We start from the raw sequence: 14130 nt of genomic DNA on the forward strand, positions 1-14130 counted from the left end.
GGAGATATCCCATGACCGAGACCTATCGCATCCAGGAAGCCGATATCGCGACCCAGAATGCCAAAGCGCTGCCGGCGTTGCAGGAAGACTATGATGCCTTGCGCCGGCGTCTTTCGCGCAACGGCAGCGATATCGAGACGATCACCAGCGCCGTGGCTGCCTTCGGCGTCGCGCTGCCGAGCTGGGGTGTGGGCACCGGCGGCACACGCTTTGCCCGCTATCCAGGTGTCGGCGAACCGCGCCACATCTTCGACAAGCTCGAAGACTGCGCCGTCATCAACAAGCTGACGCGGGCGACGCCGACCGTGTCGCTGCATTTTCCCTGGGACAAGCCCAGCGACATCAAGGCGACGCGGCAGTTTGCCGAGGAACTGGGCCTCGGCTTCGATGCCGTCAATTCCAACACCTTCCAGGACGCCGCCGGGCAGAAGCTCTCCTACAAATATGGCAGCCTCAGCCACACCGATGCGGCAACCCGCGCGCAGGCGGTCGAACACAACATCGAGTGCATCGAACTCGGCAAGGCGCTGGGCTCGAAGGCGCTCACCGTCTGGATCGGCGACGGCTCCAACTTTGCGGGGCAGCAGCATTTCACCCGCGCGCTGGAACGATATCTCGAGAGCGCTAAGGCGATCTATGCCGCCCTCCCCGCCGATTGGCACATGTATATCGAGCACAAGCTCTATGAGCCGGCCTTCTATTCGACGGTGATCGCCGATTGGGGCACCAATTACCTCGCTGCCACGCAATTGGGGCCGAAGGCGCGCTGTCTGGTCGATCTCGGCCATCATGCGCCCAACACCAATATCGAGATGATCGTCGCGCGGCTCATCCAGTTCGGCAAGCTGGGCGGCTTTCATTTCAACGACAGCAAATATGGCGATGACGATCTCGACAGCGGTTCGGTCAACCCGTTCCAGCTGTTCCTCATCTTCAACGAACTGGTCGATGCGGCCGATCGCGGCGCCTTCGATGTGGCGCCGGCCTATATGCTCGATCAGTCGCACAACGTCACCGACCCGATCGAGAGCCTGATGTCGAGCGCCATCGAATTGCAGCGCCGCTATGCCCAGGCGATGCTGATCGACCGCGCGCGCCTGGAGCAGGCGCAGGCGGAGAACGACGCGTTGATGGCGCTGGAGACCTTGAAGGCGGCCTTCAACACCGATGTGGCGCCGATCCTTGCCATGGCGCGGCACAGGAAGGGCGGCGCCATTGACCCGGTCGGCCTCTATCGCTGGTCGGGGTACCGGCGCCACAAGCAGAACGAACGGCCGGCCACGGCGCGGCAGTCGGCGGGGATTGTGTAGCCGGATAGAGCCGTCACTTACCCCCTCTCCCCTACCCTCCCCCACGTAGGGGGGAGGGAGTTCCGCCGTGTTCGCTGCGCTGATCGCGTTCAAGCTGGCTAGAGTTCCCTCCCCCCAACGTGGGGGAGGGTTAGGGAGAGGGGGCTTCACTAACGCTTCTCTCTTCAGATCCCCATGCGGCGCCGCTCGGACAGGTGAGCCGGCCGTGCGTGTCGGCCGTGACGCGGATTGCTGCCTGCAATCCGGAAGGGGAATCCGGTCACCGCATCGGATCCGGCGGGGGCCCTCGTTTCCACCGTGGCCCTGATGGACGCCCTTGTCACCCCATGGCGCTCGGGGGATCGCTCATCCGTCCGATCCGGGAGGCCGGTTTGAAGCCACCGGCCGGGGCCGCCCCCACAATAAAGGGGAGCCGATATGTACGGCCTGCGCCGTGGCAAGGCTTGCGCCGATCGACAACCGAGCGGTCCCGGATGGGCACCGGGGAGAATTCGTGTGCACATCTCAACTAGTATCAAATTCCTAGTCGCTTGTCAAGAACATTATGGGAACATAACCCCGAGGGATGCAGGTTCGGTGTCGATGGCACGCGACGTTTCCCGCAGCGGGCCATCACCCCCGCACGATCGCAGCTTCGTCGGACCGCGTTTGCCGCATGCGCGCCTGGGTGACGACGCTGCCCGGTGCCACATCCTCCGTCAGCCAGACATTGCCGCCGATGACGGCACCGCGCCCAATGGTCACGCGCCCCAGGATGGTGGCGCCGGCATAGATGACGACATTGTCCTCGATGATCGGGTGGCGCGCTGTGCCCTTCACCAGCGAGCCATCCTCGCCGGTCTCGAACTTCTTCGCGCCCAAGGTCACGGCCTGATAGAGGCGAACGTTCTCGCCCAGCACCGCCGTCTCGCCGATGACGACGCCGGTGCCGTGATCGATGAAGAAGCCGGGGCCGATCTCGGCGCCTGGATGAATGTCGATCCCGGTCTCGGAATGGGCGATGCCGGAGATCAACCGGGCAATGAGCGGCACACCCAGCTGGTGAAGCGCATGCGCGAGGCGATAGTGAATGATGGCCGAAATACCGGGATAGCAGAGAAGAATCTCGGAGATGGAACTGGCGGCGGGGTCACCCTGATAGGCAGCGTGGAGATCGCTCACCAGCTTGGCGCGAATACGCGGCAGATCGCCTGCAAAGCGGCGCGTGATGGCTGCGGCGCGGGCCGCAAGCTCGTCGGCGTCGCGCCCGGCGTCTTCCTTGTTGAAGCGCAAACCACGGCGCACCTGTTCGTTCAAGGAGCTCAACGCATTGCCCAGCGTGCTGCCGACAAAGAAGTCGATGCTTTCGTCGGTGAGGATGTGGTCGCCGTAATGCGTCGGGAACAGGGCCGCGGCAAGACCGTCGAGGATGTCACGCAACGCCGCGCGCGACGGCAATTCGCGCACATGGCCGCGGTAACGGATTTTGTTCGAGACCTCACGCGATTGCCGCAGGGCATGGACGATCTCGGCCAGTTGCCAGGCCGGGGGGTCTTTTGCGGGCGGATCGATGGCGGGCACCTCCTTCTCCCTTGGTGTAACGATGTTCATGACCCGCTGCTCCTTTGCACCCACGTCTTGATTAGCCTTCAGCAAAGACCAATCGTGACGACGGTCAAACGAGAAAATCTCGCCCCTCCTGTGAGCTGGATCGGCGCGGGTCCAGCGCGCAATTTGCTGGCATGAGACGCAGCCGGTGGCGTTGGCATCCGGTCTTGGGGTCTTAGCGGTTTGAAAAGGCGGCGATATATGGCACAAGGCAGGGAAAGAGCGGATGAACGATCCCAATGGCGTAATAATGAGGACGCCCAGGTGACAGACAGGCAGCAACCTTGACCAGGAAGGGCGTCACGCTCAAAGACGTCGCCGCCGCCGCGAACGTCTCCCGCGCCACCGCCGCGCGCGCTCTCAACAGCTATGGCTATGTCGGCGACGAGACCGCGCAGCGCGTGCAGGAGGTGGCCGAATCGCTGGGCTATCGCGCCAACCGCGTGGCCCAGGCCCTGCGCAGCGGACAATTGCCGCTGATCGGCTATGTGCCGGGCGACATACAGAACCCGTTCTTTGCCCGCATCGCGCATGACCTCGAGACCGAGTTGCGCAAGGAAAAGCACAACCTGCTCATCGCCAGCAGCGAGGAGGATGTGGCACAGGAAAAGGAGTTGCTGGAGAGCCTGCGTTCGCTGAGCATCCGCGGCTTGATCCTGGCGCCGACCTCGGCCACCGACAACCGGCATATCGTCAGCCTAGCGCGTGAGATTCCCACGGTCCTCATCGACCGCGTCGCCAAGAACGTGCGCTGCGACAGCGTCGTGGTCGACAATGAAGGTGGCGCCCACGAGGCGATCGACTATCTGGTCGCCAACGGTCATCGGCGCATCGGTCTGCTGCGTGACGATTCCCGCATCTTCACGGCGCAGGAACGCCTGTTCGGTTATCAGAATTCGCTGCAAGCGCATGGCATCGCGCTGGACGAAACGCTGATCAGCGTTTCGCGCTCCACTGTCGAGCAGGCGATCGAGGCGACCATCCGCCTCTTCAACCAGCCAAACCGCCCGACCGCCCTCTTCACGGTCGACAGCCTGATGACGCAAGGCGCGCTGCTGGCGCTGCGCTCCATGGGACTATCCATTCCGAACGACGTGTCGCTGGTGGGCTTCGACGATTTCAACCTGGCGACCTTCACCGATCCACAGATCACCGTGGTGGCGCAGCCGATTTCGGAAATCGGCCCGTTGGCGGCGCGGCTGCTGCTGGAACGCCTCGACGGCAAGAAGGGCGCAGCGCGCGAAGTTCGCTTTCCCACCCGCCTGATCGTCCGCGGTTCGGTCGCGAAGCCGAAAAAGCGTTAACGAAAATCTTTTTGGAATCGGCTTGCCAAGGCCTGGCAACCTTGCGTAACCTTGGCTTCTGAGATCGATCTCACACTTTATATGAGATCGATCTCATATATGAGCAGGAATCGAGGCGCAGCTGGCGGGACATGCGGGACCGCAGGCTTTGGCGCGTGATGAAGGATGAGGAAGGATCGCATGCTTAATTTCGACAAGGACCGCTTCGTAAAAATCCAGAGCGGCGCGGTTGCCATCGCCGGCGACGTTCGCGCGCTGATGAAGAAGCTGCTGTCGGAAGGCGCCGAGCGGATGTTCTTCATGGGCACCGGCGGTGTCCAATTGCTGACCCTGCCAGCGATCGAACTGGCGCAGCGCCATTCGACCTTCCCTGTCAGCGCGCAGTTTCCGGCCCAGGTGGTGATCGACCCGCCGGCCGGTCTCGATGAAAACGCCATCGTGATCCTGCCGTCGCTCTCCGGCACGACGAAGGAAAGCGTGCAATTGCTGGGCTTCCTGAAGGCACGCGGGGTGAAGACGATTTCGCTCACCGGCCATAAGGACACGCCGCTCGGCCGCGACGCCGATTACAACTTCACCAATTTCGCCGAGGACGACACGTCCTCGGAATCCTTTTACCTGCAGACCTTGCTGATTGTCCTTGCCCTGCTGGCCGAGCGCGGCGAATACGCCGATTTCGATGGTACGGTGGCGCAGTTGCAGCGCCTGCCGGGCCTGCTCGTCGATGCCAAGGCGGCGTTCGAGAAGCCCGCTGCCGAGCTGGCCGCCGCCATCAAGGACGAGACCTATCACATCTTCACCGGCGCCGGTTCGGTCTGGCCCGAGGCCTATTACTACGGCATGTGCATCCTCGAGGAGATGCAGTGGATCCGCACGCGCCCCGTGCATGCCGCCGACTTCTTCCACGGCACGCTGGAACTGGTCGAGCCTGGCGTCAGCGTCTTCATCTTCAAGGGCGAGGATGCGACACGACCCTTGGGCGACCGGGTCGAGAATTTCGCCCGGCGCTATTCCGACCGCGTTCGCGTGCTGGATGCGGCGAGCGTTGCCCTGCCCGGCATTTCGCCGCAGGTGCGCGCCCTCATCTCGCCGGTCCTGCTCGCCACCCTGCTCGAGCGCCTCAGCGCGCATCTCGAAGTCCTGCGCAATCACCCGCTGACCACACGCCGCTACTACAAACGCGTCGAATATTAAACAAACAGAAGGAGGGAGTTGCTTATGAAACGTCTCACCCATGCGATGGCCGTCTCGCTCGCGGCTGCATCGGCACTGACTCTAACCGCGGCTGGTGCCCGCGCCGAAACGATTGCCGCCGATCCCAATGCCCAGGTGGAGTACAGCGGCACGCTGCAGATCCTCACCAAATTCGGCCTTGAGCAATTGTCGCCCTATTTCGTCAATCTGGCGGCGGACTATCAGAAGCTGCATCCGGATGTGAAGATCGAGCTCATCCAGGAGAGCGATGACAGCGTCAAGGGCAAGACCAAGACCCTGGTCGCCTCGAACTCCCTCCCCGACATCTATTTCTCCTGGACTGGCAGTTGGGGTGGCAATTTCGTCCGTGGCAACCGCGCCGTGGATCTCACCCCCGTGATCGGTCCGGACACCGACTGGGGCAAGACGCTGGTGCCGGCGGCGGTCCAAGCCTTTCAATATAACGGCAAGTATTTCGGCATCCCGCTTTATCTCGATGCCAAGTTCATGGGCTACAACAAGAAGATCTTCGCCGAGGCCGGCGTCGAGGCGCCGGCGAGCTTCGAAGCGCTACTCGCCGGTTGCGACAAGATCAAGGCGAAAGGTGTGACACCGATCTCCTTCGGCAACAAGGAAGCCTGGCCCGCCGTGCATTATGCCGGCCAGCTGCTGGCCTTCAACGTCCCGCGTGCCACGCTGGAAAAGGATTTCGACCCGAAGCAGGCGACCTATGACGATCCGGGCTATGTCGCCTCGCTGCAGCAGTTCAAGGCGTTGATCGATCGCTGCACCGATGGTGCCTCAGTCAACGGCACGTCCTATGCGTCGGCCTTGCAGCAGCTGAGCAACGGCAAGTCGGCGATGTACTACCAGGAGATCATCGAGTTCGATCAGGCGGCGTCGAAAGAAACGACGCTGAAGCCGGAAGAGTTCGGCTTCTTCGTGCTGCCGGTGCCGGAAGGCGCCAAGGGTGACGCCAAAGCCGTCGAAGGCGCCCCGGAAGGCTACATGATCAGCGCGGCCTCGAAGAACATCCCGCTCGCCATCGACTTCATGAAGTTCGCAACCTCGGCGGAACATGGCCAGATCCTGTCGGCCCCGCCCTATGGCCAGCCGAGCGCCACGGTGGGCGGTGCGTCGGAAGCGACCATGAGCCCGTCGGTGGTGAATGGCCTGGCCGCGCTCAAATCGGCGTCCTATCTGATGCCCTGGCTGGATACCGCCAACTCGCCGCGTGTGGCGGCGGCCTGGCTTTCCAACCTTCAAGCCCTGGTCGGCGGCTCGATGACGCCGGAAGAGGTCATGGCCAAGGTGAAGGACGCGGCTGCGGCCGACGCCAAGTGAGCTGATGATGGCCGGCCCAGCGGAAAGTACCAAGGACCGTACCCCAGGCGGACGCTTATCGTTCCGCCTGCGGGGCATCCTCTCGTTCCGCTGGGCCGCCATCGCCACCATATTGGTCGGCTGGTTCGTCTATTTTCCCATCGTCGACAATTTCATCGTCAGCACCACGGATGAGGACATCTTCACCGGCGAGGTGACCTATGTGGGCCTCGGCAATTATCGGCGGCTGCTCGACGATCCGATCGTCTGGTCGTCGCTGTGGAACAACTGCCTCTACGCCATCATCTCGGTCATCTTCCAGGTCTTCGGCGCCTTCCTGCTGGCGGCGCTGATCGAAGGCCTCGCTTCCGAGCGCTGGCGCCGGTTCTGGCGCGCGGTCTATTTCGTGCCCTCGGCCATCTCGATCACGGTGGCTGGCCTGCTGTTCTATTTCCTCTACCAGCCCGATATCGGCCTCATTGACGCAGTGTTGAAATCCATCGGCCTTGCGGCTTTCGCCAGGCCGTGGCTGGGTGACGAACACTGGGCCATCTATGCCATCATCGCCATGAGCCAGTGGCAGGGCTTTGGCTATTCGACCCTTCTCTTTGCCATCGCCATCCAGAAGATTCCGCGCGAGCTCTATGACGCGGCGATCATGGATGGCGCCGGTGCCGCCCGGCGCCTCTGGAACGTCACCTTTCCCATGACCCGCGAGATGACGGGCCTGATGATCATCATCACCGTCACGGGCGCGTTCCAGGTCTTCAACGAAGTGATGGTGATGACGGCTGGCGGCCCCAACAACAGCAGCCAGGTCCTTGGCACCTGGCTGTTCCAGCAGGGCTTCACGGAAAACAATTTCGGCTATGGCGCGGCCATCGCCGCCGTGATCTTCGCCGTCACCATGGTGACGGGTGTGGCACAGCTCATCTATACGCGCCGGCGGCGGGTGCAGCTATGACGACACTTGTTCAGCGCCGCCCCCGCAACCGAGCGGGTGCCTGGAACATCGTCGCCAAGGCGTTTCTCTATGCGCTGCTGGTGAGCCTCGGCGTCGTCGTCCTCTATCCGCTGCTGTGGATGGCATTGAACGGCTTCAAGAACAACGCGCAGATTTTCGGCGATCCCTTTGCGCTGCCGGTCAGCTGGTCGTGGGACAATTATGTGCAGGCCTGGAACCGCGGCGTGCGCGACTTCGTGACGATCAGCCTCCTCGTTACCGTCGCCTCCGGCATCTCGACCGTGCTGATCAGCGCCTGGGCGGCCTATGGCCTGACGCGAACGAAGATGCCGGGCAAGCCCATCGTGGTTGGCTTCGTGCTGGGCGGGTTGATGCTGAGCCCGACTGTGGCGCTCATCCCACTGGTCAAGATGATGCAGGGCCTGGGCCTCTATAACACCTATTGGGCACTCATCATTCTCTATACCGCGTTCCGCGTGCCGTTCAGCACCTTCCTCATCCGCGCTTACATGCTGGGCCTGTCGCGCGATCTCGACGAAGCGGCTACCATGGACGGCGCCAGCGAGGGGCAGATCTTCTGGCGCATCACCCTGCCGCTTTGCCGGCCGATCATCGTTTCCTGCGTCATCCTGCATGTGCTCTTTGCCTGGAACGAGTATCTCTTTGCCATGATCTTTGCCAACAGTGCCGGCGTGCAGACGCTGCCCATCGGCCTGATGTCGATCATGTCCAAGCATGGCACCAATTATGCCGTGGTCTTCGCCGCGATGACCATTTCGGCACTGCCGATCGTCATCGTGTTCTTTGCCGCCCAGCGCTATTTCATCCGCGGCCTTTCCGACGGCATGGGCAAATGACAAGGATCGACCCGTGACCAATCCGTCGTCTCTCAACTTCGTCGCGGTGGGCGACAACTGTCTCGATGTCTTCCTCACCAAGGGCCTGATGACGGTGGGCGGCAATGCCTTGAACGTCGCCGCGCAATGGTGCCGGAACGGCTGGCAGTCACGCTATTTCGGTGCCGTCGGCAATGATGCCGAGGGCGAGGCCCTGCTGGAGGAGATCGAGAAAATCGGCCTCGCCCCCAGCGACGTCGACTTCAAGCCCGGCGACACGGCCGTGACGCTGTTGCGCGAGGAGGCGGGCGACCGCCAGTTCCTGCTGGAATCCTTCGGCGTCGGCGAGAATTTCATGCCGAGCGAGGCACATTACCGCATCATCTGCACGGCGGATTGGGTGCATCTCGGCACCAATGCAAATCCGGATCTCGTTCGCCGCCTGGTGGCGGACCGGGCGCCGTTCAGCCTTGATGTCTCGACCGCCCATCTGGCATTGCCGCTTAAGGGTGTGCCGCTGGTCTTTGCCTCCGGCCCGGACGATGTGCGGGCATCCGTCGCGCCGATCTTTGACACCATCAAGGCGGCGGGCGGCAGCCAGGTCGTCGTCACCTGCGGCAGCCGTGGCGCCTATATGGATGACGGCAAGGCGCGCTACCACGCCGCGGCCGATCCGGTCCGCGTCTTCGATACCTGCGGTGCCGGCGACAGCTTCATCGCCACGTTTCTGTCGGCAACGCGGGGCGAAGGGTTGGCGCCGCCGGAGGCCTTGCGGAAAGCCGCCAGTGCCGCCAGCGAGACCTGCACGCATCTCGGTGGCTTTCCGCAGCAGCCACGCAAGATCCCGGACTGGCTGCTCGCGAAATATGCCAGCTATATCGCACCGGCAGAGGCGCGCTGACGATGACCCTCACCCTCCGCCAACCGGTTATCGCCCGGGAGAAGGATCGTTCATTCTGGCTGCAGGACGTCGGGGCCGGCGCCGTCACGCCGCCGCTGCAAGGCGCCCAGCGCGCCGACGTCGTCATCGTGGGCGGCGGCTTCACCGGACTGTGGACCGCCTTGCGCCTGCGCGAACAGGCCCCGGAGATGCGCATCACCATCCTGGAAGCGGATTTCTGCGGGTCCGGCGCTTCGGGCCGCAATGGCGGGCAGGTGCATTCCTGGTTTGCGGAGATCGACCAGATCAGCGCCGTGGTGGGAAAGGCTGAAGGCCGGCAGCTCTGCGCCGAGACGGTCGACGCGATCGTCGAACTCGATCAGCTGCAGCGGGACGGTGTCGTCGACATGGAGCTGCGCCTCGACGGCTGGATGTGGACGGCGAGTTCCAAGGCGCAGGAAGGGGCTTGGAACAAGGCCTTTGCCATGTGCGAGGCGGTCGGTGCGGATCGCTTCGAACCGCTGTCGGGAGCAGACATCCTGCGCCGCACCGGCTCTGCCGCGTCCTATGCCGGCATCGTCGAGCGCCATGCCGGCACGGTTCATCCAGCCAAGCTTGCCATGGGCCTGCGCCGCCTTGCCCTGGCGCGCGGCATCGTCATTTGCGAGCAGAGCCCGGTCCTCGATATCGTGCCGGGTGGCATTTGCACGGTTCGCAGCGCGCAAGGGTCGATCCAGGCGGAAAAGATCGTGCTGGCGGCCAATGCCTGGCTTGCGGCCATCCCCGAATTGCGCCGCCGCATGTATGTGGTGGCGAGCCAGGTGATCGCCACGGCCGCGATTCCCGATCGGCTCAACGAGTTGGGCTGGCGAGACGGCCTCTCCATCTGCGATTCACAGCAGCAGGTGCTTTATTACCAGCGCACGCCGCAGGGCCGCGTGATCTTCGGCCGCGGCAGCGGCGAGATCGCCTTCCGCGACGATTTCGGGGCCAGTTTCAACCGCAGTCCTGCCCGGGGCCGCGACAACCGGCGCGAAATGCAGCGGGTCTACCCGGCCTTGCGCGATGTCGCGGTTGAATATGACTGGTCAGGGCCGATCGATTGCGTGCCGGAACATGTCCCGGTCTTCGATCATCTCGAAAGTCATCCGAACATCTTCTTTGGGCTGGGATTCAATGGTACCGGCATCGCGCAGACTCCGATCGGCGGCCGTATTCTCGCCAGCCTCGTCCTCGAAAAACACGACCGCTGGAGCGAGAGCGGCCTGGTCGGCCTTGCGCGCCGCAGCACCTTGCCGCCGGAACCGATCCGCTATCTTGGCGCGCGGCTGGTGCGGGCGGCGATCCGCCGCAAGAACGATGCCGAGATCCGCAATGAAAGCGCAGGCCCTTTGACCAATCTGCTGGCAAGTTTCACGCCGGGCAGCCGCCAGAAGAGGACCGATGAGTCATGAGCACAAGGAGCCGTCATGGCTGATCTTTCCCTGCGGCAGGTCCGGAAATCCTTCGGCAACCTCACCATCCTGCATGGTGTCGATCTCGACATCAAATCGGGCGAGTTCGTCGTCTTTGTCGGCCCGTCTGGCTGCGGCAAATCCACCTTGCTGCGCCTCATCGCCGGGCTGGAGGAACCGAGCGGTGGTGAGATCGGCATCGCCGGTGAGATCGTCAACGATGTGCCGCCGTCGCAGCGCGGCATCGCCATGGTCTTCCAGTCATATGCGCTTTACCCGCATATGACGGTCTATGAGAACATGGCCTTCGGCATGAAGATCGCCGGCGAGAGCAAGGCCGAGATCGATCGCCGCGTGCGGCAGGCCGCCGAGATTTTGCAGCTGACCAAATATCTTGACCGGGTCCCCAAGGCGCTGTCCGGCGGCCAGCGGCAGCGCGTTGCGATCGGCCGCGCCATCGTGCGCAACCCGCGCGTCTTCCTGTTCGACGAGCCGCTCTCCAATCTCGATGCCGCCTTGCGCGTTGCAACCCGCATCGAGATTGCCAAGCTCAAAGACACGCTGCCCAACACGACGATGATCTATGTGACCCATGACCAGGTCGAGGCAATGACGCTGGCAGACCGCATCGTCGTGCTGAAGGACGGTCGCATCGAGCAGGTCGGGACGCCGATGGAGCTTTATAAAAAACCGGCCAATCTCTTCGTCGCGCAATTCATCGGCTCGCCCGCCATGAACATCCTGCCCGGCACGATCGAACGCGATGGCGGCCGGTCCGCCATTCGGCTGATCGATGGCGCGACCGTCGAACTGCCGCTGCCGGTCGATACCGCCGCCGGAGCCAGCGTTAGATTGGGCGTGCGCCCGGAAGATTTGCGGATTGCCGGCGAGGGTGATGACCGCACCTTGGTGGAAGGTCGGCTCGATTACATCGAGCAATTGGGTGAAGTGCAGCTGGCCTATATCGATATCGGTGCCGGCGCGCCGCCACTGGTTGCCAAGCTGCCGGGCGGGCTGGCGGTCAAGCGCGGGGCGCAACTGCGGCTCACGGCGGAGGCCGAAGACCTCTATGTCTTTGACGAATCCGGCGTGTCACTGCCAATAACAGTCTGATATAATTAAATAATATTCGATCACCGGCCTGTCGCCGCCAAAGACAATAACGCGGACTTCCTTTGTCGTCGTTTTTTGCTTGCCAGGATAAACGCGGATGACTATAGTCTGCGTTATCGAACAGGCAGCGAGTTGACCCATGGCACACATCACCAGCAGCGTTGAATACGGCATCCACTGCCTGCTTTGGCTGTCCGGTTCGGCCGGGGTCGCCTTGAGCAGCCGGGACTTGGCCGAGTTGCAGGGCGTCTCGCCGAGCTTCCTCGCCAAGATCTTCCCCAAGCTGGAAAAGGCCGGCATCGTGGTGGCGAGCGAAGGTGTGCGCGGTGGCTATCGCCTCGCCAAGCCGGCGGCGGAGATTACCTTTCTCGATGTCGTCGATGCGATCGAGGGCGAAAAGCCGCTGTTCGAATGCCAGAATATCCGCACGCGCTGCGCCGTGTTCGACGGTGAAGCACCCAATTGGGCCTGCGAGGGTGTCTGCGGCGTGCATGGCGTGATGCTGCAGGCCGAAAAGGCGATGCGCGACGCACTGGCCAAAAAATCACTCGCCGATGTCGGCACCGCTTTCATGCGCAAGGCGCCGGAGAGTTTCGGGACCGATGTCGGCAACTGGATCGACGATCGTGTGAAGGGCCGCAAACCGGGCCGCACGCCGAAGAATCCCGGCCCGCCCGGCTAATCGTCCCCACCATTCCCTGAACATCTAACCGATCCCCTTTCTCGGTCTTTGCCGGCCGCCGGGAAAGCTCGCTTGCGCGACCTGCAAGCGAGAACGACGAACTGCGCCCGGCTTGCAGTGAGGAGAAACGCACATGACCAAGCACATCATCATCGCCGGTTCGGGTTTTGCCGGCACCTGGTCCGCCCTGTCCGCCGCCCGCGCCGTGGCGCTTGCCGGCAAGGCAGAATCGATCGAGATCACCGTGATCTCGCCGGAACCCAGCCTTCACATCCGTCCCCGCCTTTACGAAGCGGTGATCGAAAACATGGACCCGGATGTGGGCAAGCTGTTCGCCGCCGTCGGTGTCAAGCATGTGGCTGGCACCGTGGAGAACATCCATTCCGATTGGCACCAGGTCGAAGTGCAGCTGCCGAATGGCGAGCGCAAGAAGTTCGCTTACGACAAATTCATTCTGGCCGCCGGCAGCAGGCTGTTCCAGCCGCCCGTGCCGGGCCTGCGCGAACATGTCTTCAATGTCGATCAATTGGCGACGGCCAAGGTTCTTGACCAGCATCTCAAAGCGCTGCCTGGTCGCCCGCCATCGCCTGCGCGCAATACCGTCGTCGTTGCCGGCGGTGGCTTCACCGGCATCGAGACGGTGGCGGAAATGCCGCAGCGCCTGCGCGAGATCTTCGGTGCGGAGGTTGAGTTCCGCGTCGTCGTCGTCGAGCAGGCGCCGGAGATCGGCCCCGACCTTGGCCCGGGTCCCCGCCCCTTCATCGAAGAAGCCTTGGCCCAAGAAGGGATCGAGATCATCACCGGGACCGGCGTCGCCGCCATTACGGGCGATAGCGTGACACTGGGCACCGGCGAGGTGATCGCGACCCATACGGTGGTGTGGACCGCCGGCGCCCGCGCCAACAAGCTGGCGGCGCAGATCCCCGGCGATCACGACCGCTTCGGCCGGGTGGACGCCGATCCCTATCTTCATGCCAAGAAGGCGAAGGACATCTTCGTCACCGGCGATGTTGCCCTGGCGGCGACCGACAACCTTGGCAACAATGCGGCGATGTCGTGCCAGCATGCCCTCAGCCTTGGCCGGGTGGCGGGCCACAATGCGGCGGCCGAGCTGGTGGGCCTGAAGCTCCACCCCTATAGCCAGCCCAAATATGTCACCTGCCTGGACCTTGGTCCCTGGGGTGCCATTTTCAGCGAAGGCTGGGATCGCCAGGTGAAATTCACCCGCGACGAGGGCAAGGCGATCAAGCGCGAGATCAACACCAAATGGATCTACCCGCCCATGGCTGACCGCGACGCCGTCTTTGCCGTCGCCAATCCGGATTACGTCATCGTCCCGTAACGCCGGTCCCACAAACCCTGCCCCTTCCGGATCGCTCTCCGCGATCTGGAGGGGGTAGAGGCTAAGCCGGGGTAATTGCTGGCAGATTCCCCGGATAACGATGGCCCCACGTTAGCGAATTAGTATACTTTTCCCTTTATG

General features: G+C 63.0%; 12 protein-coding genes. 11 read left to right on the plus strand and 1 reads right to left on the minus strand.

What is annotated here, in order from left to right; all coding sequences use genetic code 11:
- Nucleotides 1-11 precede the first annotated feature (11 nt).
- The gene (rhaI, locus tag SMD31_RS17685; protein WP_320502251.1) at nt 12-1310 is read left to right on the plus strand and encodes an L-rhamnose catabolism isomerase; all 1299 of its coding nucleotides are present in this window, start codon (nt 12-14) and stop codon (nt 1308-1310) included.
- Between the two features lie 612 nt (nt 1311-1922).
- Here rhaI and epsC read toward each other — a convergent pair.
- Nucleotides 1923-2900, minus strand: a complete 978-nt coding sequence (epsC, locus tag SMD31_RS17690) for a serine O-acetyltransferase EpsC (protein WP_320502252.1) — start codon at nt 2898-2900, stop codon at nt 1923-1925.
- Nucleotides 2901-3181: 281 nt separating this feature from the next.
- Here epsC and SMD31_RS17695 point away from each other — a divergent pair, with 281 nt between their 5' ends.
- From SMD31_RS17695 to SMD31_RS17740, 10 genes are all read left to right on the plus strand, one after another.
- Nucleotides 3182-4201, plus strand: a complete 1020-nt coding sequence (locus SMD31_RS17695; RefSeq protein ID WP_320502253.1) for a LacI family DNA-binding transcriptional regulator — start codon at nt 3182-3184, stop codon at nt 4199-4201.
- A 180-nt stretch (nt 4202-4381) separates the two neighbouring features.
- Nucleotides 4382-5395: an SIS domain-containing protein gene (locus SMD31_RS17700; RefSeq protein WP_320502254.1), complete on the plus strand. Its 1014-nt coding sequence runs from the start codon at nt 4382-4384 to the stop codon at nt 5393-5395.
- A gap of 24 nt (nt 5396-5419) precedes the next feature.
- Nucleotides 5420-6739: an ABC transporter substrate-binding protein gene (locus SMD31_RS17705; RefSeq protein WP_320502255.1), complete on the plus strand. Its 1320-nt coding sequence runs from the start codon at nt 5420-5422 to the stop codon at nt 6737-6739.
- Nucleotides 6740-6743: 4 nt separating this feature from the next.
- Entirely contained in the window at nt 6744-7682 is a 939-nt protein-coding gene (locus SMD31_RS17710) for a carbohydrate ABC transporter permease (RefSeq protein WP_320502256.1), read from the plus strand.
- The gene (locus tag SMD31_RS17715; protein ID WP_320502257.1) at nt 7679-8539 is read left to right on the plus strand and encodes a carbohydrate ABC transporter permease; all 861 of its coding nucleotides are present in this window, start codon (nt 7679-7681) and stop codon (nt 8537-8539) included. Before SMD31_RS17710 ends, SMD31_RS17715 begins: the two co-directional genes overlap by 4 nt.
- 13 nt (nt 8540-8552) lie before the next feature.
- Nucleotides 8553-9419: a PfkB family carbohydrate kinase gene (locus tag SMD31_RS17720; protein WP_320502258.1), complete on the plus strand. Its 867-nt coding sequence runs from the start codon at nt 8553-8555 to the stop codon at nt 9417-9419.
- Nucleotides 9420-9421: 2 nt separating this feature from the next.
- Complete coding sequence (locus tag SMD31_RS17725; protein ID WP_320502259.1) at nt 9422-10852, plus strand: NAD(P)/FAD-dependent oxidoreductase; 1431 nt, start codon at nt 9422-9424, stop codon at nt 10850-10852.
- A gap of 15 nt (nt 10853-10867) precedes the next feature.
- A complete protein-coding gene (locus tag SMD31_RS17730) occupies nt 10868-11965 on the plus strand; it encodes an ABC transporter ATP-binding protein (protein WP_320502260.1) in 1098 nt (365 codons plus the stop codon).
- Nucleotides 11966-12104: 139 nt separating this feature from the next.
- Nucleotides 12105-12647, plus strand: coding sequence for an RrF2 family transcriptional regulator (locus SMD31_RS17735; protein WP_320502261.1), 543 nt, complete (start codon nt 12105-12107; stop codon nt 12645-12647).
- A 133-nt stretch (nt 12648-12780) separates the two neighbouring features.
- On the plus strand, nt 12781-13989 hold the full coding sequence (locus SMD31_RS17740) for an NAD(P)/FAD-dependent oxidoreductase (RefSeq protein WP_320502262.1): 1209 nt from the start codon (nt 12781-12783) through the stop codon (nt 13987-13989).
- The last annotated feature ends 141 nt before the right edge of the window (nt 13990-14130 follow it).

Source organism: Dongia rigui (genome assembly GCF_034044635.1).
GTDB classification, from domain to species: domain Bacteria; phylum Pseudomonadota; class Alphaproteobacteria; order Dongiales; family Dongiaceae; genus Dongia; species Dongia rigui.